The following is a 24,121-nucleotide window of genomic DNA, read 5'->3' as shown; positions in this document are numbered from 1 at the left end:
CAAAGAGACCCATGACTCATTTTGAAATAACCACCACCACAATCATTCAAGAATTATTTGCCAATCACGGCATTGATGCGGTGCGGCAAGACAATACGCTTGAATTTACCAATCAAAATATTAGATTGGAAGTTCGTTTATTTGTCCATCATGCCGATAATCCTGCCCAAAAATCCATACAAATGGATGTTGTGCTATTTTATGGACTGTTACCCATCATTGAGTCATTTAGTGGCTTTGGTCAAGATGATGAACAAATGATAAATGATGCGGTTTATCATTTTACCGTCAGCTCTTTTCATGTGTTATTATCTGCGTTTTTTACTGATAAATTTGATGAGCAAGTAAAAAAAGAAACTTGGCAAATCAATCAACAAGCATTTACAGCGATATTAGGCAATGTCATCAGTCGTGGCAATGTTCCTGACGATTTGGGTTTTAGCTGGCATGATGAATACGTTCACGAAATTAAAAAATTGCCTTTAACACAAGGCACACACTGGCTACGTTTATATTATGGTCAATCTAATTCACAAGTGATTGCGTATGAAGCCTTATTCAACAATAAGCATTGTCAAACAATCATGCCACTTGTGGAAAATTTTTCTTGGAAAAAATCCGATAATTTTTATTCCATACGACAATTTTTGATTTTAAAAAGTGGCATAGACATCAATAGGATTGCTTATCTGATTTCTCAGTATGACAACCAATACGATGCCATTGAACCAATACAAGCACTGGGATTGACTCAATTAGATGCCCAAAAATGTGCCGCATTTATCCCAGAAGCCTTTGGCATGGTGTTTATAAAAGCACTTGGCGTACAAGGAGAATTTCCAAAAACTGCTTATGCCAATAATGATGATAACGACACCATTTTGATTGATTTGACACAAGAGATGCTTTTTTGCCAATCATTAGAGCTTGCACAACAATTATTAGATGATGGCTACCACCATCAAAAACAATTTTTACAATTAGCCATGATGAGTGCTGCTTTTAATTTATTAAATACTTTTTTAGCAGATGACGATAACCAAGCGACACAGTTGGATTTTGCCAACATACAAACTTTATTTCATATCGGCTCACTCACGTTGCCCACGCAAGAAACTCCCAAAACACAAAAACCCAAACCGTTTTGGAAATTTTGGTAACGCCTTAGTAGCACGCATTTTATTGTAAAATTCATATCACATAACATAAAACATGTGTGTTTTTAGCAAAAATCGTGTTATAATATCAAAGATTTTTTTGTGGCTTGTCAAGCCAAAACTAGCATTTCTTGACAACCCCACCCAACTAACACCGTACTGGCTAGACAGGCTACGGTTATTTTTAAGGTAACATAATGAGTTTATCATTTGCTGAGCTGTTTGCACAAAGCAACGCCAACGAAATCAAAGTAGAAATCGGCACTGTCATCTCTGGCAAAATCGTTGCTATTGATGACAAGCTAATCACTGTGGATACTGGTCTAAAATCCGAAGGCGTGATTGACCGTGGTGAATTTTTGGACGAAAATGGCGAGCTTGAAGTAGCTGTTGGCGATAGCGTTGATGTGGTTGTTGAGAAAGTGGACAACGGCATGGGTCAAACTGTCCTATCTCGTGAAAAAGCCAAACGTGAAGAAAGCTGGCGTGCTTTGGAACAGTTGCATGAAAATGACGAAATTGTAACTGGTTTGATTTCATCTAAGGTTAAAGGTGGCTTTACCGTTGAGATTGGCTCTGTACGTGCGTTCCTACCAGGCTCTTTGGTAGATGTGCGTCCTGTGCGTGAGACCACTCACCTAGAAGGCAAAGAGCTTGAATTTAAAGTCATCAAGATTGACAAACTACGCAACAACATCGTGGTTTCTCGCCGTGCCGTCATGGAAGCTGAAAACTCTGCTGAGCGTGATGAGCTACTTGCCAAACTAGAAGAAGGCATGGAAGTACAAGGCATCGTGAAAAACCTAACTGACTATGGTGCGTTCGTTGATTTGGGTGGCATTGATGGCTTACTACACATCACTGATATGGCATGGAAACGCATTAAGCACCCATCAGAAGCAGTGGAAGTTGGTCAAGATTTGACCGTTAAAGTGCTTAAATTTGACCGTGAGCGTAATCGTGTGAGCCTAGGTCTAAAACAGCTTGGTGCTGACCCATGGACAGAAGTTGAGCAAACTTATCCTGTTGGTACCATCACCAAAGCTCGTGTTACCAACTTAACTGACTACGGTTGCTTTGCAGAGATTGCTGAGGGCGTAGAAGGATTAGTGCACGTTTCAGAGATGGACCACACCAACAAAAACATCCACCCATCAAAAGTGGTACAAGTGGGTGATGAAGTTAATGTGATGGTGCTAGAAATTGATGGCGAGCGTCGTCGTATCAGTCTTGGTATCAAACAAACCATGGCAAATCCGTGGGAAGAGTTTGATAAAAAATACACCAAAGGCGATAAAATCACTGGCACCATCAAATCAATCACCGATTTTGGTCTGTTTATCGGCTTAGAAGGCGGTATTGATGGTTTGGTGCATTTGTCAGACATTTCTTGGACCGAAAACGGCGAAGAAGCCATCCGTAGCTACACCAAAGGCGACACCGTAGAAGCTCAGGTACTACAAGTAGACGCAGAAGCTAACCGTATCAGCCTAGGTATCAAACAACTCAGCTCTGATTCATTTAGCGAATACCTAGCTCAAAACGAACGCGGTGCTGTGGTTAAAGGCACAGTCAAAGAAGTAGATGCCAAAGGTGCTGTTATTGCTTTGGCTGATGACGTAGAAGGTTATCTGTCTGTGGCCGACATCGCTCGTGAGCGCACCGAAGATGCCAGCAAAGTACTTAGCGTTGGCGACGAAGTAGAAGCTAAGATTGTTCGTGCTGACCGCAAATCACGCAACATCACTTTGTCTATCAAAGCCAAAGATGAAGCAGATGAGCGTGCTGCCATCAAAGAACTATCAAATGCCAGCATTGATAATCAACCTAAAACCCTAGGCGACATCTTTGCTGACCAACTAAAAGGTCAATAATTGTACCTAATAAAAAGTGGTGGATTTTCCGCCACTTTTTTTATTGGTCAAACCCAGCCCAGCACCCTTAGCCACGCCATACCCACCGCCATGCCTATCATGCCAAACACGGTGGTAAATGCCAAAATATTGGCAGCCAACGTATCATTACCACCCATCGCCTTTGCCATGACATAACTGGCAGCGGCGGCAGGGCTGCTAACCATGATAAACAGCACGCCAAACTGTACCGCTGACAAATCAAACGCTACTCCCATCAGCACCGCAAACAGTGGCGCAACCACAATCCGCCCAAGACTTGCCTGCATGGACACACCAGACAGCCCCAACATAGACTTAACATCAAGTGTCGCTCCTGCACAAATCAGTGCCAGTGGCAATGCAATGGCAGACAACAGCTCACCTGTTTTGGTGATGGGCTGTGGCGGCAAAGGTAACCCTATTGCTTTATAAACAAACGCTGATACTAGGGCGATAATGAGCGGATTTTTAAAAATCTTGATGATGACATCACGACTTTGGGCGGATAAGTTTTTGCGTTGTTGGGTGCGTGATAAGGTGATGACCGACAAGACATTGTACAAAATGGTCAAAAGCCCCATGTACACCGCCCCAATACTCGCCCCAAGCTCACCATAGGCGTTGGTTGCCACAGACAAAGAAATAATCGCCATGTTGGAGCGAAACACGCCTTGCACAAACACGCCTTTGTCAGGCAGGTTTGGCACAAAAAACTTAGCATAAAGCTCCGCCCCAAAAAACAGCCCAAATGTGGTCGCCACACCTGCCATCAGCAATATCAGCTGCTCTTGATAATTAACATCACTTTTAATGACGCTCAAAAACAGCAAACACGGCAAAGCAAAATTAAACACCAGCTTAGATGCCACATCAATAAAACTGGTGTCAAGCCAAGATTTTTTACGCATCAAAAAACCTAGCCCCATCAAGGCTAGGTTTGGAAACACAATGGCGAAGGCAAATGCTAGGGCTTGCACCAAGGCACTTTGAGTCATCACGCACCCACAAACTGTTGACGAAAACTTTGTAAAGTGCGTTTGTCTTTGCTATGGTCATAAATGGCAAACGCCACCTGCTCAAAACTTGCCACAAAGGCAGGGTGAGTGAGCCACTGATAAAAGGCATGAGCGACAAATGCTGGGTCATTTTTAAACACGCCACAGCCCCAAGCTCCTAATATGAGCCGTTTGTAGCCCAGATGTTTGATAAGAGCAAGCAGCAGTCCAACACGCCGAACAAAAGCACGCTCCACCAGCTCTTTGCCATCTGTGTGTTTGGCAAGATACGCCCCCATATTTGGGGCAGGAGCAGTAATCACCGATGACAAAAATATCTCATCAAGCAGCGATTGATTATCCACCCGAAAAAACGGCACACGGGGCGAATATATCATATAATCGGTATAAATGGCTGATTTTTCAGCTTTATTTTGTTGGTAATAGTCTGGGCAAGTACTTTGGCACAAATATAAACCTGACGCTCGGCATAGGTCTTCTTCTTGGGCTTTTGCCCCGCCCAAAAATCCGCCACCAATATTTTTGGCAGATGCAAAATTCAGTAGCACCACATCGCCCTGCTTGCTCATCTTAAACGCCGCTTCTTGGGTGCTACACGCCCAAACGTCTATCTGGCATGGCACACCCTGCTTAGGATTTGCCAAACACTCATCAAGCAGGTTTTGCAAAGTATCAGGGGCAAATAACACGCTGTTGTCTTGGGCAAATGTTTGCTCACTTAAAAAATCCACCACGCCGTTTTTGGTGGGCAGTTTGCCTGTTTGGCTGATATGTAGCGTCTGCTGTGCCAAAGCCTTTAAATCATTCATTAGTAAATACCTTACGCTTTTTAACCGTCATCGCCAAAAGGCTGATTGCCGCAGGCGTAACCCCACTGATACGACTGGCTTGCCCGAGCGTGGCTGGGCGTATGTGCGTCAGTTTTTGCACGATTTCATTGGATAGCCCCGACACAGACGCATAATCAAAATCTAGTGGCAAAGCGGTGTTTTCTAGGCGTTTCATCTGCTGTATTTCGTCATTTTGGCGGTCTATATAACCTGCGTATTTGACACCAATCTCAATCTGCTCGCCCACGTCATCAGCGACCGTGCTGTCAGAGACTTTGGCGATGTCGGCAAAGGTGATGTTGGGGCGTTTTAAAAGGTCAAGCAGACGATTTTCTTTGGTCAAAACCTCGCCTGTGTTTGCCATAAAGGCTTTACCAAGCTCATTGTTGGGAGTTGCCCAAATGTCTTTTAGGCGAGCGGTTTCACGCTCTATCGCTTCTTGTTTTTGGCTAAATTTTGACCATCTTTCATCGTCCACCAAGCCCAATTTTCGCCCAATGGTGGTCAGCCTTTCATCGGCATTATCCTCACGCAACAGCAAGCGATGTTCGGCACGACTGGTAAACATGCGATATGGCTCTTTGGTGCCGTGCGTAATCAGGTCGTCCACCAGTACGCCTAGATACGCCTCGTGTCTTTGTGGTGTCCACGACTCTTTATTTTGTACTTGTAAAGCGGCGTTTAACCCAGCTAATAAGCCTTGGGCTGCCGCTTCTTCGTAGCCTGTGGTGCCGTTGATTTGTCCTGCAAAGTACAAATTATCAATAGATTTGGTTTCTAGGGTGGGTTTTAGGTTTTGTGGGTCAAAATAATCATACTCAATGGCATAGCCAGGGCGAGTGATGTGAGCGTTTTCTAGCCCACGCATTGAGTGAATAAAATCCACCTGCACCTCAAAAGGCAAACTGGTAGAGATGCCATTAGGATACAGCTCATGCGTGGTCAAGCCCTCTGGCTCTATAAAAATCTGATGGCTGTCTTTGTCAGCAAAGCGATAAATCTTATCCTCAATGGACGGACAATATCTAGGACCAACCCCTTCAATCTTACCGCTAAACATGGGGCTTTGGTCAAGATTGGCTCGGATGATGTCATGGGTGCGTTCGTTGGTGTGCGTGATGTAGCAAGGGATTTGGCGTGGGTGCATAGACACATCGCCCATGTAGCTCATCACAGGCAGCGGTGTATCACCATGCTGTACTTGCATGACGCTAAAATCCACACTGCGAGCATCAATGCGTGCTGGCGTGCCTGTTTTTAGCCGACCCACAGGCAAGTTTAACTCACGCAAACGGTCAGCCAAGCGGATAGATGGCATGTCCCCTGCCCGCCCGCCACTTTGGTGTTTTAGCCCCACATGAATCACCCCACCCAAAAACGTCCCAGATGTCAGCACCACTGCACGAGCATTAAAACGCACCCCTGTGGCAGTCATCACCGCAACCGCTCGCCCGTTTTCTACCAAAATGTCATCCACCCCTTGGGCAAAAATATGTAAATTGGGCTCATTTTCTAGCACCCCACGAATGGCGGCTTTGTATAAAATGCGGTCAGCCTGAGCCCGAGTGGCACGCACCGCTGCCCCTTTACGGCTATTTAACACCCGAAACTGAATGCCAGCTTTGTCGGTTGCCAACGCCATCGCCCCACCCAGTGCGTCCACTTCACGCACCAAATGCGATTTACCAATACCGCCAATGGCAGGGTTACAGCTCATCTGCCCAAGTGTCTCAATGTTGTGGGTGATGAGCAAAGTTGGCACGCCCATACGAGCAGATGCAAGGGCAGCTTCTGTGCCAGCGTGTCCGCCACCGATGACAATCACGCCGTAGTTTGTGGTAAAGTTCATAATGTTCTCAAAATATACTGTCGCAAATGTGTTATTTTAACACGAAGCGTCTTATCTTAAATAGTCATGTCTTAAATAGCCACGATTGACCAACGTTGCCATCAAACTTTGTCTGACAGCGACACATGTTGGCTTATGGCTGATTTACAAGTGGCACAAGGGTTATTTGAGCATAAAATCATAAGGCTTGACCACAGGATTTGCCACGTCCTTAAAATCCACATAATAATTATGGGATTTGTCCGCCAAGGTGATTTTACCATCGCCGTTGCTGTCTGATTTGGTGATAAAATAATACCGCTCTTTGTCTGCTATCCAGCGGGTTTCTAGCACATACTCACCATCAGGGTGCAACTTTTTTAGCCCATCGCCCTTATCATCACTGATGTACAGTGATAAGTTGTCTGCTTTGTTGGCTTGGCTTAGGTTTTCTTGGACTTGATAAATAAAGTGGTGATAGTATTTGACATCAGGCTCTGGTTTGCCATCTTCGGTTTGTGGGGGATACATCAGATAATGTGCCTGATAAATGAGCTGATTGTTGGTGGCAAATAGCGGCTTGGTGCGTCCTGTCTGCAGCTCTTCAAACACCACATTAAACATCTGCCCTAACAAAGTATCACGCCCTACCTCAACATATGATGACAGTTTATCGCCAGAAAACGACTTGTCCACATATTTGTCCAACGATGACACCACCACAGGGTGTAGCAAACTTGGCACACCTTTTAAATAAATTGGCAAATCCACCTTGATGTTGATGTTTTGGGTGCCATTTTGGTTGGCATTAGTGGCAGCTTCGTCAGAGCTGACCGTTGGGGTGATGGTGGTTGGCTGACTGCACGCCGTCAAAAGACTGGCAGTGATTAGCCCAACATACGTCCATAGTTTCATCACACACTCCTTATGTTGGCAACGCTTGGGCTTCTTCCGCCATGATTTGACGTGCCACATGAATGATAAGCTGACGTAGCCATTTGTGAGCGGGGTGGTGTTGCAACAGGGGCGACCATGCCATCGTCAGCTCAAATTCTGGAATAAAAAATGGCGGTTCTTTGACCACGATTTTTGAGTCATTACTGGCTTGCAGCTTGGCAACTCGTGTTGGCAAGGTGGCAATCAAATCTTTGTTGGCGGCAAGCATAGCAGGCATTTGATAATGACGAGTAAACACGCTGATTTGACGTTTTTGCCCCAATCTTTGTAAGGCTTGGTCAATAGAGCCAAGACCACCTGAGCGTTCAGGATTGACCCCAAAACCCACGCCCATACCTGTTTTGGACACCCAAACATGCTGGGCTTTTAGATAGTTTTTTAGGTTAAAACGGTGCAAATAGGGGCTTTGAGCGGACAACAAACAGCTAAATGTATCACGCCACACCAACACCTGATGAAAACTTTGGGGAATTTCATTAAAGCGGTTAATCGCCAAATCCACACGTCCCTGCTCCATATCACGATACGACACATCAGATGGTGTTAAAAAATCTAGCACGACATTTGGGGCTTCGCTACGCAACGCCTTGACCAGTCGTGGCACAAGGGTGGCTTCGGCATAGTCGCTGGTCATGATACGAAACACCCGTGAAGTGCTATAAGGGCGAAATTCGGTGCGTGGCTCTAACAGTGTACCAACATCTGAGAGTATCTCACGAATGCGTGGTTGTAATTCGGTGGCTCGCTCGGTGGGTGTCATGCCTTCTGATGAACGCACCAATAGTGGGTCATTAAATAACGCCCGCAACCGACGCAAAATATTGCTCATGGCAGGCTGGGTAATGTCTAACTGCTCGGCGGCACGCGTAACGTTTTTTTCACGCAATAATACATCTAAATACACCAACAAATTTAAATCTACTTTTTGTAAATTCATAACTCACTCAGTATGTAATTGCATGATTTCATTAGGATTAACCTGTAAAACACCTTCAATCTGCTGATAAAAATTGATGGCATCATCAATAGCGTCTTGGGTGGTGATTGCCACTGCATGCAAATTTTTATAATCATAAGCCATTTTATCTGAGCGTTTGGCAATGGCATTCATCAATAAAGGTTTTTTATCTTTTTCAAAATAAATAATCAACACAGACGATTGTGCCTGTGCCAACGTCCGAGCTTTATCATCAGGCTTGGCGACATTAGGCGTGGCTTGACATGCCACCAAACTTAGCACGCCAACTGCTGCCATGACATATTTATATGTTTTTATCATCAAATAATCTCTACACTTGTTCCGATATCCACTTGCTCGTACAGCCACACCACATCTTCGTTACGCATACGCACACAGCCATGCGACAATGGCACGCCCATCGGCTCACTGTCAGGCGTGCCATGAATATAAATATAACGTGCGTAAGTATCACAGCTTTTGCCATCTGCGGTCTTACAAAGATTATGCCCATATTCTGTGCCTTTAAGCCACAAGATTCTACTTAAAATCCAATCTCTGTCAGGATGGCTTTGCCCCAATGCCACATCATAAATCTCACCTGTAAACTGACGCCCTACAAACACCGCATTGATGGGATATGCCCCACCGATTTTTTGGGCGATGATGTGCTTGCCAAGTGGTGTACATCCTGTATCAGCCAGTTGTCCTGTGCCATTTTTGGCGGTGGAAATGCTAAAATTAGCAATGATGGTGTCATTATCTAACACACAAAGTGTCTGCGTGGTCGTATCTACAATAAGACGAATACTCATAAGGTATCACATTTAAAAATGTTCACTATTTTAAATTTTACTAGTTTAGCAAATTTTTTGGGGTTTTTCGCCTATTTTTTATAAATTTTATCAAAATCACAATTTTTTGTGCCTAAATTTACCCAAAAATGCTATAATTTGATAAATTTTTAACGATTGGAAACACCATGTCTAGCACCATTTTACAGTCTTTGCCAGTTGGTCAAAAAGTCGGTATCGCCTTTTCTGGCGGTTTGGATACCTCTGCGGCGATTTTGTGGATTAAGCAAAAGGGGGCAGCTCCTTATGCCTATACCGCCAATTTGGGTCAGCCTGATGAGTCTGATTATGATGCCATTCCCGCCAAAGCCATGCAATATGGGGCAGAAAAAGCCCGTTTGGTGGATTGCCGTAGCCAACTTGCCAACGAAGGCATCGCTGCCATTCAGTGTGGGGCGTTTCATATCACCACAGGCGGTATGCCCTATTTTAACACCACACCGCTTGGGCGTGCGGTAACAGGCACCATGCTGGTCAGTGCCATGCAAGCGGACGGCGTGGACATTTGGGGTGATGGCTCAACCTACAAAGGCAACGACATTGAACGCTTTTATCGCTATGGACTTTTGACCAATCCTGAACTTAAAATCTACAAGCCTTGGCTGGACGAGACCTTTATTGATGAGCTTGGTGGACGTGCAGAGATGAGTCAGTTTTTGATTGACAATGGCTTTGATTACAAAATGAGCAAAGAAAAGGCGTACTCAACAGACAGCAATATGCTTGGGGCGACACACGAAGCCAAGGATTTGGAGTTTTTAAACGCCAGTCATAAGATTGTTGAGCCGATTATGGGTGTGGCATTTTGGGACGAAACCATCAAAATTGAGCCTGAAACGGTTACTGTTGAGTTTGTAGAAGGCGTGCCAGTTGCCATCAATGGTGAAGCGTTTGACAGTGCGGTAGACTTAATCTTAAAGGCAAACGAAATCGGCGGTCGTCATGGACTGGGTATGACCGACCAAATTGAAAACCGCATCATTGAAGCCAAATCTCGTGGCATCTATGAAGCCCCCGGCATGGCACTACTGCACATCTGCTATGAGCGACTGGTTACAGGCATTCACAACGAAGACACCATTGAGCAGTATCGTATCAATGGTCTGCGTTTGGGTCGCTTGCTTTATCAAGGTCGCTGGTTTGACAGCCAAGCACTCATGCTACGAGAAACCGCTCAGCGTTGGGTTGCCAAAGCCATCACAGGCACCGTTACCTTAGAGCTTCGCCGTGGTAATGATTATAGCATTTTGGATACCGTCTCACCCAATCTGACTTATGAACCAGAACGCCTATCTATGGAAAAAGTAGAAGACGCCAGCTTTACCGCTACCGACCGTATTGGACAGCTGACCATGCGTAATCTTGACATTGCCGATACCCGTGCCAAACTTGGCATTTATACTGGGGCAGGGCTGCTTGGGGTCAGTGGTAGCAGTGCTGTGCCACAGCTTGAAAATAAATAAACCAACAAAAAGAGCGATGTTTTTCGCTCTTTTTTATTCATAAAACTTCACCACACCACCAAAATACCCACCCAAAATCAGCCTTAGATGGAAGGGGTTTTCATGCCAACAAATCCTAGCAACACCCCCAAAATCATGCTAAAATAACATCGCTTTAATTCTCTTTTTCATGATTACTGGAAAAAATATGACTCAACAAAACACCCCCACACAAGATAAAACCCAAGACATTACTTGTGTGTCAGACAGTGATGCACAACGACTACAATTTGAACAAAACGCCCTACACTACCACGAACACCCCCGCCCCGGCAAAATCTCCGTTACCCCCACCAAACAAATCGCCAACCAACGTGATTTAGCACTGGCTTACTCCCCCGGTGTGGCAGTTCCCTGTTTAGAGATTGAAAAAAACCCACAACTTGCCGCCAAATACACCGCTCGCTCCAACCTTGTGGGCGTGATTACCAATGGTACAGCCGTTTTGGGTTTGGGTCATATTGGAGCTTTGGCATCCAAACCTGTAATGGAAGGTAAAGGCGTGCTTTTTAAAAAGTTTGCTGGCATTGACGTGTTTGATATTGAGATTAATGAGCTTGACCCTGATAAATTCATTGATACCGTGGCAAGTTTGGAGCCAACCTTTGGTGGGATTAACCTAGAAGACATCAAAGCCCCTGAATGTTTTTATATTGAGCGTGAACTGCGTAAACGCATGAACATTCCTGTGTTTCATGATGACCAACATGGCACGGCGATTATCTCGGCTGCGGCACTACTTAATGCCTTACAGCTAAACGGCAAAAACATCAGCGACATCACCTTAGTTTGCTCTGGGGCTGGGGCGGCGGCTATTAGCTGTCTTGATTTGGCGGTCGCACTTGGCGTACGCAAAGAAAATATCTATGTGCTTGATTCAAAAGGTGTAATTACCACTAGCCGTGATAATCTGGACGAAACCAAAGCTCGCTTTGCTCGTGATACTGATAAAACTACCTTGGCAGAAGTGATGGTGGGTGCGGACGTATTTTTGGGCCTGTCAGGTCCAGATGTGGTCAGTCAAGACATGGTACGCTCCATGGCAAAAGACCCCATCATCTTTGCCCTAGCCAACCCCACCCCTGAGATTATGCCTGAGCTTGCTCATGCAGTGCGTTCTGATGTGATTATGGCGACAGGCCGCTCAGATTACCCCAACCAAGTCAATAACGCTTTGTGCTTCCCTTACATTTTCCGTGGTGCATTAGACGTGGGGGCGACCGTTGTTAATGAAGAGATGAAACTTGCCTGCGTCCACGCCATCGCCGCCATGGCACACCACGAATCTAGCGAAATTGGTCCTGATGGCAAATCCGCCAAATCCTTTGGGCGTGAATATCTTATCCCTGGTCCCTTAGAGCCAAATCTTATCCTAGAAATCGCCCCTGCCGTTGCCAAGGCAGCGATGGATACAGGCGTGGCAACACTGCCCATTGCAGACTTTGGGGCATATCGCCAGAAACTTTCTGAGTTTATCTACAACACCGCCCTAGCGATGAAACCTGTCTTTAATAAGGCAAAACTCAACCCCAAACGTGTGGTTTATGCCGAAGGTGAAGACCTAAATGTCTTGCGTGCTGTACAAGTGGTGGTGGACGAAAAAATCGCCAAGCCGATTTTGGTGGGTCGCCCCAACATCATCAATCAAGAAATCCAAAACCTAGGGTTACGCTTAACTGATGGCGAAAACATCACCATCATTGACCCTAACAACAACCCCCACTACGAACGTTACTGCGAGCATTATTACAAAGAAAATCAAAGAAATGGGGTCAGCCCTGAATTGGCCCGCCGTGATGTTCGCCGCAAAACCACGCTCATTGCATCTTTGATGGTGGAACTTGGCGACGCTGATGGCTTAATCTGCGGTACATTTGGTTTTTATCATCTGCATTTAAAATACCTAAATCAGGTCATTGGCAAAAAAGACAACACCAACAATTTCTATGCCATGAGTGCAGTACTCATGCAAAACCGCAACTTATTTATCGCTGATACCTACATCAACGAAGACCCAAGTGCCGAAGAGCTTGCTGAGCTGACCATTTTGGCTGCCCAAACCGTTCGCCGTTTTGGCATCACACCAAAAGTTGCTCTGCTCTCACATTCCAACTTTGGCACATCAGACCGTGCATCTGCGGTCAAAATGCGTCAAGTTCATGACATCTTAACTGACATGAAAGTGGATTTTGAGTTTGATGGTGAAATGCATGGCGACATTGCCCTAGATGAGCGTTTGCGTGGACAAAACTACTCATTTAGCACCCTAAAAGGCTCAGCAAACTTGCTGATTTTACCAACGCTTGATGCTGCCAACATCGCCTTTAACCTACTCAAAACCGCCACAGGTTCAGCAGCCTTAGGACCTATCTTACTAGGTGCGGACAAACCTGCTCATATTTTGACATCATCGGCAACCGCTCGGCGTATTGTCAATATGACCGCCCTGACCGTATCAGATGCTCAGGACATGGCAAAATAAGCATTACCAACAAAAGGCACTCTCATTGGGTGCTTTTTTTATTACCAAATTTAGGCTACAATGCCAAAAAAAATCAAACGGAAAAAACGCCATGAATGTTTATTTGGTGGGCGGAGCGGTGCGAGATGGCTTATTAAAAAAACCCATCTATGACAAAGATTTTGTGGTGGTTGGAGCAAGTGCTTTTGACTTACTAAGTCAAGGATTTAGCCAAGTAGGTGCTGACTTTCCTGTGTTTTTACACCCAAACACACATCACGAATACGCTCTAGCACGCACCGAACGCAAAAGCGGACAGGGCTACAAAGGCTTTGCCATCAGCACCGACAATGTCAGCTTAGAAGACGACTTAGCACGGCGAGATTTGACCATCAATGCCATGGCAATCCAAGTGGCAGGACTTTTTGATGACACCCCCATCACAGGCGAAGTGATTGACCCTTATGGCGGACAACACGACCTAGACAACAAACTGTTACGCCACGTTTCTGATGCCTTTGCCGAAGACCCTTTGCGTGTGCTTCGGGTGGCTCGTTTTTATGCTCGGCTGTTTGAGCTTGGGTTTAAGGTACACGATGATACCAAAACACTGATGAAACACATCGCCACATCTGGTGAGCTGTCCTGCCTAAGCCGTGAACGCATTTGGGCTGAAAGTGTCAAAGCCCTTGATTATCCGCAAGGCTTTGCCTATTTTGAGCTGTTATTTGAGCTTGATATTTTAAAACAAATATTGCCATCCTTAAACGACGCTTGGCAAGACCACGCTCTAAGACAACACACATTTTTAAGCCTCAGACAGTCTTATCAGCACAGTCTGTCGGTCAAATTTGCCTTATTGACACAAGCCTTTATTCACAAGCCCAATGCCCAAGAGCGATTATCTGACACCTGCCAGCAGTTATTGACCCCAAAAGCCATCACACAGTTTGCCAGTTTATTTATCAGTCATTATGATGATTTGGTGCATTTAGATAACATCTGTGCCAAAAACCTGCTGACTCTCATTGAGCATACCAAAGCCCACAAAGACGCTAAAACGCTGTTTGAGCTGATAAAAGCCGTACAAATCGCAACTGGCAAACCCATCAACACAAACTTTCTCCAAAATGCCATCAAAAGCTACCAATCTGTTGGTATGGACATGATTGATAAAACCTTAATAGGCAAACACATTGGTGATGAATTAACACGGCTTAGGCTAGATAATTTAAGCGACTTACTTAGCGAGACCTTTCATGCATAACAACATTTTGGCACGCAAAGTCGCCCTGATTACAGGTGGGGCAAAGCGTATCGGACGGGCAATCACCGAAACTTTCCACACCCAAGGCTTCGATGTGATTATCCATTATCATCACAGCCAAACAGACGCTCATCATCTGGCACAAACCTTAAATGCCATTCGCCCAAATTCCGCCAAAACCCTACACGCGAGCTTAGCGGTGGTCAATGACAAACAAAGCCTTAAAGCATTTAAAGACACTGCCCTAAGCCTATTTGGGCGGATTGACACACTCATACACAATGCGTCCAGTTTTTATCCCACGGATTTGGGACAAGATTTTGATGACCTGCAAAAAGCATGGGATGATTTGTTTTTGACCAATGCCAAAGCTCCACTATTTTTAAGTCAAGCCTTTTATGATGAACTTGCCAAAAGACATGGGGCGATTGTGAGCCTGCTTGACATTCACGCTCGTGATAAGCCGTTTTTGGGCTATCCAATTTATAACATGGCAAAGTCGGCACATCTGGCAATGGTGCAGTCTTTGGCGTTGGAGTTTGCCCCAAGCATTCGTGTCAATGGCGTCTCTCCGGGGGTAAATATTTTTCCTGATGACAACCAAAACAGCCAGCTTAACGACAGCACCAAAGCCCACCTGATGGCATCTGTGCCGCTTGCCAAAATTGGCACACCCCAAGACATCGCCGAAACGGTGCTGTTTTTGGCAAATGCTCCTTACATCACAGGGCAAGTTTTGGCAGTAGATGGTGGGCGTAGCTTGACCTTAAAAGGCGGATAAAAATAAACCATTTGCACATATCATCGACTTTGATGGCAAATGATTTGTGTGTATTTTAAACAACTTTACAAAATTGTTACTGAACGTGAAAAGTTTTTGTCTGAAAGTGGCTGACAAGTGATAAATTTTGGGGTAAAATTCGCATTTTTTCAAGCATAAAAATCCACGGAGTTGATAGCTTAATCAAATCTCAAACACGCCCGCTAACAGATTTTTAGCACGCATGCTAATTGCAATCTGCCAAAAGTACGTTTGATAACAGTATTAGCACCCCAACGCCTTTGTCTTTAATTTGCGTTTACGCACGCTTTTGGAGAACTCACGTTGAGTACACCTGTTACTAATGTTGCCAAATTGCAACGTAATCTTGGTTTGTGGCACGTCATCATTATTGGCTTGGCTTATATTCAGCCGATGACGCTTCTTGATACCTTTGGCATGGTATCGCGTGATAGTGGCGGTCATGTGCCCATGTCATATGTTTTTGCCTTGGTTGCCATTTTGCTGACTTCTATCAGCTACGGACATATGATTAGAGCTTATCCCTCATCAGGCTCTGCTTATACCTACACCCAAAAATCCATCAACCCTTCTATGGGCTTTATGGTTGGCTGGTCAAGTTGGCTTGACTATCTACTCTCACCAATGGTTAATATCATCTTAGCAGTGATTTATTTAGAAGCCTTATTCCCAAGCGTACATCACTGGGTCTGGGTGATTGGCTTGACCGCTTTGATGACCATCATCAACCTATTTGGCTCAAAAGTGGTGGCGTATTTTAACAGTTGGATTGTCTTTATTCAGCTTGCCATCATTGGCGTGTTTACCTACATGATTTTTGACGCCTTACAAGCTGGCTCGTATGCCGCTGGCACTTTGGCGGCTGACACTTATGAGCTGTGGAGTTTAGAGCCGTTTTGGAATAGCATGACTTCAGTGGGGGCACTCATCACAGGGGCGACCATTTTGTGTTTTTCATTTACTGGTTTTGACTCATTATCCAGTCTTGCCGAAGAGACCAAAGACGTCAAAAACACCCTACCCAAGGCAATGATTTTGACCACATTGATTGCAGGGGCGGTATTTATCATCAGCACCTACTTTATGCAAACTTATTTGCCTTCTGACCCCAGCATTTATTTTGAAGCGGTGGACGAAACTCAGCCAGAAATCTTAATGCTCGTTGGTGGTGCTATCTTTAAGGCGTGGGTACTTGGCTTTGCCATTGTTACGGTCATGGCGTCAGGGATTTCAGCTCATGCAGGCGTGTCTCGTTTGATGTATGTGATGGGTCGTGATGGCGTGATTAGCAACAAAATCTTTGGACAAATCCACCCCAAACTGTTCACCCCTGTCAACAACATCTTAATCGCTGGTGGCGTGGCTTTAACCGCAGGCTTTATCAGCCTTGAACGTGTGGTAGATTTGATTAGTTTTGGGGCATTGACGGCGTTTAGTTTTGTCAATATCTCGGTGGTGTTTCACTATGCTTTACGCAACAAACTGGTCAAAAACGGCAAAGATGTCTTTAACTACATCATCGTGCCAATCGCTGGCTTTATCAGTGTGTTTTTGATGTGGCTAGAAGTTGATGGCGTTACCTTAAAAGTAGGCTTGTTCTGGGCAGCACTTGGCTTTATTTGGCTCGGGATTAAGACCGCAGGCTTTAAAAAACCTGTTCCCCAGTACAAAGAAGAAGATGTTTAATGACAAAAACCCGCAAATTAGCGGGTTTTTTATTTATACCACAGGGGGCATGAGTGGCTTGATGAGTTTAGGTGGTGCATTTGGGTCAATCTTGGGTAAGTGTGGCTCATCTTGCTTGGGCTCATCTGCCATATAAAGTTTGGGCAATGTCAATGCCTGCTCAATCAAATGCCATTTTAGCTCTTCACGTTTACCCACAAAACGCTGATAAAAACTAGAATTTAACAACATCGCCCCACCATGTACCATTGCCCATACTGCCGACAAATAATCAACCGCAGACAACGTGCTGTCTTGCTCGCTCAAATACTGATGGGCAGTGGATAACAAGTTGTCAGCACAGGCATGACGCACTTGATACAACTCATCAAATAGGCGGTTTAGCCCCACCACTGTGGCACTAAGTCGCTCTTCTAGCCGAGTCATCATCACTGCCTGTTGGGGGTGATTTAGCTGAAACAACATCATTCTGACCATGCTTGATGATGCCCCATCATCAATACAACTGACAGACAAAGATTGTTTTTGATATTCAATCAAAACAGACAGTAACAATTCGTCCTTACTAGAAAAATGTTTATACAACGTCCCTTTTGCCAAATCTAGCTGGCTTGCCAAAACATCTAAGGTCAAATCATGAGTAACAGAATCTAATAGCAACTGCTCGGCAACCCTTAAAATCTCCTGATGTCGCCTGTCAAATTGTTCCTTACGCTTTTGAGACATGGTGTTAATCATTTTATCAATTTGTATCGGATTATAACAAACATCATTTAATAATACAGTAACCACTTCAAAAAACTGCAACGATTTGTTACATAAATAATACAAAAAAGTTCTCTTTGTCAATGTTTTATCGTGAATAAATGTTCACTTTTAGGCAGTTTTAGGGTAAAATAAGAAACATTTTTAATTGGTATTAACAGGAATATCATGACTGTTTCCCACGACCCCAAAGACTTTGAAAACCCACCCATTAACTGGGTGCCTGCCATTGTATTACTCTCCACACCCATTCTAGCCATTGTGCTGGTGCCTTGGTATCTGTGGACACATGGCGTCAATCCTGCCGTTTGGACAGCCTTTGCCTTTTTTATGGCATGGACAGGGCTATCCATCACCGCAGGCTATCACCGCTTATGGGCTCACAAATCCTATGAAGCCCACCCGATTGTCAAATATTTTTTACTGCTTGGGGCAACCTTAGCAGTACAAAGCTCTGCCTTTGACTGGTGCTCGGGACACCGAGTACACCATCGCCATGTGGATGATGAATATGATGACCCCTACTCTGCCAAACGTGGTTTTTGGTTTAGCCACATGGATTGGATGTTACACAAATATCCCAGCGGTCAATACGACTACAAAAATATCCCTGATCTAAAAAAAGACAAACTCTTGACCTTACAACATAAATATTATGGTTTTTGGGTGGTTTTGACCAACTTTGTGGTCGTTGGTGGTGTTGGTCTGCTGATTGGTGATGTATTAGGCACATTTTTGATTGCAGGCTTGTTGCGTATGGTGCTGACCCATCACTTTACCTTTTTTATTAACTCGCTGTGTCATATGTTTGGCACACGCCCTTATACAGACGAAAACACCGCTCGTGATAACCCAATTTTGGCGATTTTTACTTGGGGTGAAGGCTATCACAACTACCACCATTATTTTCAATACGACTATCGCAATGGCGTTAAGTGGTGGCAATATGACCCAACCAAATGGCTGATTTTGACCCTATCCAAAATCGGACTTGCCAAAGACCTAAAAAAAGTGGACGATTTAACCATCAAACACGCCGAAGTGGTCATGCAGTTTAAACGTGCCAATGCTCGTATTGAAAAACTTCAAAAAGGTGGCGAGCTGTCCTTAGATGAAAAAGTAACCGCATTTAAAGACCGTATCAGTAGCGAGTATGATGAATTTACCAAAACCGTTGAAGAGTGGCACGCCCTAAAAGCCAAATCCATTGAGCTAAAACGCACTGAGTTTGCCAATCGCCTACACGAAGCAGACGAAAAAATGAAAGAGCAGTTTGCCCAAATAGAACAAAAAATCCTAGACCACAGTGTTAGGATTGAAAATGCCTTTTTGCAACTAAAAGGCAAACAAAAAACCGCTTAATTGCTTTTCTCCCACTCCTTTTGTTCAAAGTAGCAAAAGGAGTTTTTTTATCAAAAATCTAGGACAACTGACACTCGCCCACCCGCTCTGCTTTGATACTGACTGTCGCTCCTGTTAAAGCAAACAGACCTTGAACTTGCTCTTTGGCATTGTTGGTCGCCAAAGTCATGATATCGCCTTGGCAGGCTTTGCGTAACACTTCGGTTTTGGCGGATGTTTGGGCTTGGTTTAAAATTTGTGGGTCATTTGCCACCACGCCAAACAGTCCTGTTTGCCAATCATAAACTTGTATGTCATCCAAAAATACTTCAAAGACTTGTGAAGCTGGCAAATTGATGGTGATGTTGGCATGGGGGGCGATTTTGGGGTCGGTCTGGGGGTCAAAGCTCACTTGCACATCATCGGCAGTAATTTTCGCCAAATCCACACCTGCCAAAACACGTCCACGAGCCACAAACAGCCCCTTTTGCTCATCTTGCCAAAGTTTATACCACGTGCCTTCTTTTTGACTGGTGATGACAGTATCCACCCCAAAAGCGACCGTGTTTAGTCGTGCCATTTTTTGAATTTCAGTAACCACACCTTCTCGGCTGATGGCAGATACGGCAGGCTCTGCTTTGTTTTGCAGTATCCAAAACAAAGCCAAGCACACCAACACCGCCAAAACACCCAAGATGGCAACTATGATGGGTTTGTTAAATTTGTCAGATTGAGCAGTCATGAGCTTCCTTTAAAAAATATTTTATAAAACATTAGCATAAATTTTTAGGTTTATATGGGGCTGATTTTAAAAATTTTTATAAAAATCACTTGCACAGTTACTAAATTTTACTTTAATATAGTGTATTTTTAACAAACTTGAAACCTTATGAAAGCCAGTAATTTTACCTTTGCCACCTTACGCCAAACCCCAAGCGATACTGATGTCATCTCCGCCCAACTCATGCTAAAAGCAGGGCTGATTCGTAAACTTGCCTCAGGACTGTATGTGTGGATGCCCACAGGTCTTAGAGTGCTAAAACGTGTGGAAAAAATCGTTCGTGAAGAGATGGAACGTATCAACGCCCAAGAGCTACTCATGCCTGTGGTACAGCCTGCCGAGCTGTGGCAAGAAAGCGGTCGCTGGGAAGATTATGGGGCGGAGCTTTTGCGTTTTAAAGACCGCCACAGCCGTGATTTTGTGCTAGGCCCTACCCACGAAGAAGTCATCACCGACATCGCCAGAAATGAGTTAAACAGCTACAAACAACTGCCTGTATGCTACTATCAAATCCAAACCAAATTTCGTGATGAGATTCGCCCCCGCTTTGGCATCATGCGTGCTCGTGAGTTTACCATGAAAGACGCTTACTCTTTTCATATGGACAAAGACAGTCTTGGTGATACTTATCGTGATATGTATGAAGCATACAGTCGCATTTTTAGTCGCCTTGGGCTAAATTTTCGTGCCGTTCATGCCGACACAGGCTCTATTGGCGGCTTTGCCAGTCATGAGTTTCATGTGCTTGCTGACAGTGGCGAAGATGACATCGCATTTAGCGACAGCTCTGATTATGCTGCCAACATTGAACTTGCCGAAGCCATTTGTACAGACACTCGCCCTGCTCCCACACAAACTCGCACTGATGTGGACACGCCCAACATGCCAACCTGTGAAGAAGTTGCTAAGCATTTGGGCATAGCACTTTCACAAACGGTTAAAACCTTGATTGTCAAAGGCTCTTATAGCAAAGAGACGCCTGATATGCCAAAACTGGTCGCATTGGTACTGCGTGGCGACCATACCTTAAACGAGCTAAAAGCCGAAAAACTCCCCCAAGTCAAAGCCCCTTTTGAGCTTGCCAGCGAAGAACAAATCGCACAAGCAGGACTCATCAAAGGCTATATCAGCGTGGATTTGGCACAGTACAATATCCCCGTGATTGCCGACAGAAGTGCTGCGGTGATGGCAAATTTTGTGTCAGGAGCTAACATCGCCGACAAACACACCACAGGCATGAACTGGGAGCGAGACGCTGTTTATGCTCACGTTGCTGACATTCGCAATGTAGTAGACGGCGACCCATCACCAGACGGCAAAGGCACACTGCACATCAAACGTGGCATTGAAGTGGGGCATATTTTCCAGCTTGGTGATAAATACTCCAAAGCCCTAGGTTGCACCGTGCTTGGCAAAGAAGGTAAACCTGTGGTGCTGATGATGGGCTGTTATGGCATTGGCGTCAGTCGTATCATCGCGGCTGCCATTGAGCAAAACCACGATGACAAAGGCATTTTGTGGGCGGACACCCCAAATCCTGCCGACAACATCGCCCCATTTACTGTTGCCATCGTGCCAATGAAATCCAAAGATGGCTCTGCCGAAGCCAAAGCGGACGAGCTGTATCAAACCCTAAAAGACAAAGGCATCAATGTTTTGTTAGATGACCGAGATGAGCGAGCCGGCGTGAAATTTGCTGACCTAGAACTCATTGGCATACCCCACCGCATTGTGGTGTCCGAGCGTAATTTAGCTAATGATAAATACGAATACGCCAAACGTGGCAGTGATGACAAAGTGCTGTTGAGTCTTGATGAGTTGCTTGCTAAATTCCACTAATCCACACCACACCAAAGAGATAAATCCTTAGCATTTATCTCTTTTTTATTTACAAATGTTTACAAAAAAGTCCACCCCCCTCCCCGCTTTTTTTGCCTATAATAAAATCCTTATGATTATCAAGGAGTTTTTATGAAATATACAACATTAGCGTTAGTGCTTGGGTTGGGGGCGTTTAGTCCTGCTTTTTCGGCAGATTGGACAGGTCTTTTACAGGGCATGCAAAACGACTGTGAAACACAAACAATCGTACAAAAACTCCACAAGAAAACCAGCATTCCCAAAGCCTTGCGTGGCGACATCGTTAAATATACCGCCAAAGAAGGCAACTATTCTCTAACATCACATGTGGACATCAGATTAAAAAATGCCACCGCCTTTGGCAAATCCATCACTCGTATTTATAATGATGAAAGTCAATGGGGCAGTCATTCTTTGAATGTTTATTTTACTGATGGTAATTTTGCCAACATCAAATCCAAATTCACCGTTACCGTCAATGGTCAAAAACACGCCGTGGGTAAAAATAAATCATGGCTCATACCTTACGATGAAAACGAAGAACCCCAAAAAGCCGTTAGTATCCCTTATAAAGGCGTGGACTATAAAAAATACCAACATCTTGATGACTATAATTCGCCTCACATCATCAACACTCATGGCAATGGTTGGTGGGACGACAACATGAGTGGTGAGAGTATGGGGAGATATATAAGATTGGATTTTGACAGTAAAAAGAAAATGGTCAGCTGTTCTAGTGCTTTTGGTTAATATGTGATAATCCTAAATCTTTGCTAAGTTTATGCTGTCTTTTGTTTGTTATCATAAGCACATCAACACGGCAAATGCCAGTTCATTCACCAAAAGAGAGTATCTGATGAAAATCGCAAAAATCCTACTGACCAGCCTTGCACTAACTACTGCCGCCGCCAGCACCGTTGCCATGGCGGACTATGACTATGACGACCGCATTGAAGCCCAAGTCTACCAAGACAAAAACTTTCAAGCCAATGCTGATAAAGTGGTAAAAATCCTAGAAAAAAAGGGTTACACCGTCAAAAAAGTTGAAGCGGATACCTACAAAAAAACCCCATTTTCAAAATCACAGCCTGTCATCAAGGCAGAAGCCTACAAAGGCTATGTAGAATATGAGATTAAATTTAGCTATCCTGACCTAAACATCGTTCAAGAAAGAGCGGACGACTAAGCATACTTAAACCACAAAAAAGGATACTTGTAATAGTATCCTTTTTTATGTCTTTTATATCTTTTAAATCATAAGCGTACCGCAATGCCTTGACTTGCCATAAACTCTTTGGCTTGACGTATCGTATAATCACCAAAATGAAAAATGCTGGCTGCCAACACCGCATCTGCCCCACCTTGTAGCACGCCATCGGCTAAGTGCTGTAAACTGCCCACACCGCCTGATGCAATCACAGGAATATTGACCAAATCACTGATGGTACGAGTTAATAACAAATCATAGCCTGCTCGCGTGCCATCACCATCCATGCTAGTTACCAAAAGCTCGCCTGCCCCACGCTCGGTCATTTGTACCGCCCACGCTATTGCATCAATGCCTGTGGCTTTGCGACCACCGTGAGTAAAAATCTCAAAACCAATCTTGCCATCTGCTTTTGTTACTCGTTTGGCATCAATAGACACCACAATGCACTGACTGCCAAAACGAGCCGCGGCATCACTGACCAACTCAGGATTGGTGATGGCAGCTGAGTTAATTCCCACTTTATCCGCCCCAGCGTTCAGTAAGTTACGAATGTCATCAATCTTACGCACGCCACCACCAACAGTTAGCGGAATAAAGATATTTTTGGCGATTTGCTCCACCATATGATAGGTGGTATCTCGTCCGTCTGATGTGGCGGTGATGTCCAAAAAGGTAATCTCATCTGCCCCATCATCATTATAACGGGTGGCAACAGACACAGGGTCGCCCGCGTCTTTGATGTCTACAAAATTAACACCTTTGACCACACGACCATTTTCTACATCAAGACAAGGAATTAAACGTTTGGCTAGCATGATTTGTCTCTTTATGAGTTAAAAATTCCCATCTTAACAAATCCGCCCCATCATTGGCAACGATTTTAGGTATGTTTGTTTTTATCAAATGTTTTTTATTTTAAATTTTAAAAATAAAAATATTGCGTTTGTATGA

At 44.5% G+C, this 24,121-nt stretch carries 21 protein-coding genes; 11 read left to right on the top strand and 10 right to left on the bottom strand.

Annotated elements, in window-relative coordinates; all coding sequences use genetic code 11:
- Positions 1-11 precede the first annotated feature (11 nt).
- Both CEW93_RS00860 and rpsA read left to right on the top strand, forming a co-directional pair.
- Entirely contained in the window at positions 12-1,160 is a 1,149-nt protein-coding gene (locus CEW93_RS00860) for a DUF6348 family protein (protein WP_089538601.1), read from the top strand.
- 194 nt (positions 1,161-1,354) lie between these two features.
- Positions 1,355-3,031, top strand: a complete 1,677-nt coding sequence (gene rpsA, locus CEW93_RS00855; RefSeq protein ID WP_089538602.1) for a 30S ribosomal protein S1 — start codon at positions 1,355-1,357, stop codon at positions 3,029-3,031.
- 47 nt (positions 3,032-3,078) lie between these two features.
- Here the strand turns inward: rpsA and CEW93_RS00850 are convergent, their stop codons facing one another.
- From CEW93_RS00850 to CEW93_RS00820, 7 genes are all read right to left on the bottom strand, one after another.
- On the bottom strand, positions 3,079-4,032 hold the full coding sequence (locus CEW93_RS00850) for an AEC family transporter (RefSeq protein ID WP_089538648.1): 954 nt from the start codon (positions 4,030-4,032) through the stop codon (positions 3,079-3,081).
- Positions 4,033-4,046: 14 nt separating this feature from the next.
- Positions 4,047-4,877: a TIGR02452 family protein gene (locus CEW93_RS00845; protein ID WP_089538603.1), complete on the bottom strand. Its 831-nt coding sequence runs from the start codon at positions 4,875-4,877 to the stop codon at positions 4,047-4,049.
- Positions 4,870-6,747, bottom strand: a complete 1,878-nt coding sequence (gene mnmG / locus CEW93_RS00840; protein WP_089538604.1) for a tRNA uridine-5-carboxymethylaminomethyl(34) synthesis enzyme MnmG — start codon at positions 6,745-6,747, stop codon at positions 4,870-4,872. The genes CEW93_RS00845 and mnmG overlap by 8 nt, the downstream gene beginning before the upstream one ends.
- Before the next feature lie 162 nt (positions 6,748-6,909).
- Positions 6,910-7,641, bottom strand: a complete 732-nt coding sequence (locus CEW93_RS00835) for a hypothetical protein (protein ID WP_089538605.1) — start codon at positions 7,639-7,641, stop codon at positions 6,910-6,912.
- A gap of 10 nt (positions 7,642-7,651) precedes the next feature.
- On the bottom strand, positions 7,652-8,620 hold the full coding sequence (locus CEW93_RS00830; protein WP_089538606.1) for a LysR family transcriptional regulator: 969 nt from the start codon (positions 8,618-8,620) through the stop codon (positions 7,652-7,654).
- 3 nt (positions 8,621-8,623) lie between these two features.
- Positions 8,624-8,962: a hypothetical protein gene (locus CEW93_RS00825; RefSeq protein WP_089538607.1), complete on the bottom strand. Its 339-nt coding sequence runs from the start codon at positions 8,960-8,962 to the stop codon at positions 8,624-8,626.
- The gene (locus tag CEW93_RS00820) at positions 8,962-9,456 is read right to left on the bottom strand and encodes a L,D-transpeptidase (protein ID WP_089538608.1); all 495 of its coding nucleotides are present in this window, start codon (positions 9,454-9,456) and stop codon (positions 8,962-8,964) included. The genes CEW93_RS00825 and CEW93_RS00820 overlap by 1 nt, the downstream gene beginning before the upstream one ends.
- Before the next feature lie 167 nt (positions 9,457-9,623).
- Between CEW93_RS00820 and argG the strand changes: the two genes are divergently transcribed.
- The 5 genes from argG (at position 9,624) to CEW93_RS00795 (ending at position 17,213) form a co-directional block, all read left to right on the top strand.
- Positions 9,624-10,958 carry an argininosuccinate synthase gene (gene argG, locus CEW93_RS00815; protein ID WP_089538609.1) on the top strand — a complete coding sequence of 445 codons (1,335 nt, stop codon included), beginning with the start codon at positions 9,624-9,626 and terminating at the stop codon, positions 10,956-10,958.
- Positions 10,959-11,145: 187 nt separating this feature from the next.
- Positions 11,146-13,479, top strand: coding sequence for an NADP-dependent malic enzyme (locus CEW93_RS00810; RefSeq protein WP_089538610.1), 2,334 nt, complete (start codon positions 11,146-11,148; stop codon positions 13,477-13,479).
- 91 nt (positions 13,480-13,570) lie between these two features.
- Positions 13,571-14,725 (top strand): hypothetical protein, encoded by a 1,155-nt coding sequence (locus CEW93_RS00805; RefSeq protein WP_089538649.1) that lies wholly within the window; start codon positions 13,571-13,573, stop codon positions 14,723-14,725.
- Positions 14,718-15,506, top strand: a complete 789-nt coding sequence (locus CEW93_RS00800; RefSeq protein ID WP_089538611.1) for a pteridine reductase — start codon at positions 14,718-14,720, stop codon at positions 15,504-15,506. The genes CEW93_RS00805 and CEW93_RS00800 overlap by 8 nt, the downstream gene beginning before the upstream one ends.
- A 324-nt stretch (positions 15,507-15,830) precedes the next feature.
- Complete coding sequence (locus CEW93_RS00795) at positions 15,831-17,213, top strand: APC family permease (protein ID WP_089538612.1); 1,383 nt, start codon at positions 15,831-15,833, stop codon at positions 17,211-17,213.
- Between the two features lie 33 nt (positions 17,214-17,246).
- Here CEW93_RS00795 and CEW93_RS00790 read toward each other — a convergent pair whose 3' ends face one another.
- The gene (locus CEW93_RS00790) at positions 17,247-17,939 is read right to left on the bottom strand and encodes a TetR/AcrR family transcriptional regulator (protein ID WP_186727858.1); all 693 of its coding nucleotides are present in this window, start codon (positions 17,937-17,939) and stop codon (positions 17,247-17,249) included.
- A gap of 207 nt (positions 17,940-18,146) precedes the next feature.
- Here CEW93_RS00790 and CEW93_RS00785 point away from each other — a divergent pair, with 207 nt between their 5' ends.
- Entirely contained in the window at positions 18,147-19,340 is a 1,194-nt protein-coding gene (locus CEW93_RS00785; protein WP_089538614.1) for a fatty acid desaturase, read from the top strand.
- Between the two features lie 58 nt (positions 19,341-19,398).
- Here the strand turns inward: CEW93_RS00785 and CEW93_RS00780 are convergent, their stop codons facing one another.
- Positions 19,399-20,061, bottom strand: a complete 663-nt coding sequence (locus CEW93_RS00780; RefSeq protein ID WP_089538615.1) for a DUF4230 domain-containing protein — start codon at positions 20,059-20,061, stop codon at positions 19,399-19,401.
- Between the two features lie 147 nt (positions 20,062-20,208).
- Between CEW93_RS00780 and CEW93_RS00775 the strand changes: the two genes are divergently transcribed.
- From CEW93_RS00775 to CEW93_RS00765, 3 genes are all read left to right on the top strand, one after another.
- A complete protein-coding gene (locus CEW93_RS00775) occupies positions 20,209-21,939 on the top strand; it encodes a proline--tRNA ligase (RefSeq protein ID WP_089538616.1) in 1,731 nt (576 codons plus the stop codon).
- Positions 21,940-22,071: 132 nt separating this feature from the next.
- Complete coding sequence (locus tag CEW93_RS00770) at positions 22,072-22,710, top strand: hypothetical protein (RefSeq protein ID WP_089538617.1); 639 nt, start codon at positions 22,072-22,074, stop codon at positions 22,708-22,710.
- A 31-nt stretch (positions 22,711-22,741) separates the two neighbouring features.
- Complete coding sequence (locus CEW93_RS00765) at positions 22,742-23,146, top strand: PepSY domain-containing protein (protein ID WP_222432704.1); 405 nt, start codon at positions 22,742-22,744, stop codon at positions 23,144-23,146.
- 68 nt (positions 23,147-23,214) lie between these two features.
- On the opposite strand, the gene hisF is transcribed toward CEW93_RS00765, so the two are convergent.
- Complete coding sequence (gene hisF / locus CEW93_RS00760; protein WP_304608901.1) at positions 23,215-23,988, bottom strand: imidazole glycerol phosphate synthase subunit HisF; 774 nt, start codon at positions 23,986-23,988, stop codon at positions 23,215-23,217.
- Positions 23,989-24,121: the final 133 nt, after the last annotated feature.

This window comes from Moraxella sp. VT-16-12 (genome assembly GCF_002224245.2).
In the GTDB taxonomy this organism is placed as follows: Bacteria; Pseudomonadota; Gammaproteobacteria; order Pseudomonadales; family Moraxellaceae; genus Moraxella.
The sequence above is the reverse complement of the archived record's forward strand: the minus strand, read 5'-3'. Positions and strand labels throughout refer to the sequence as shown.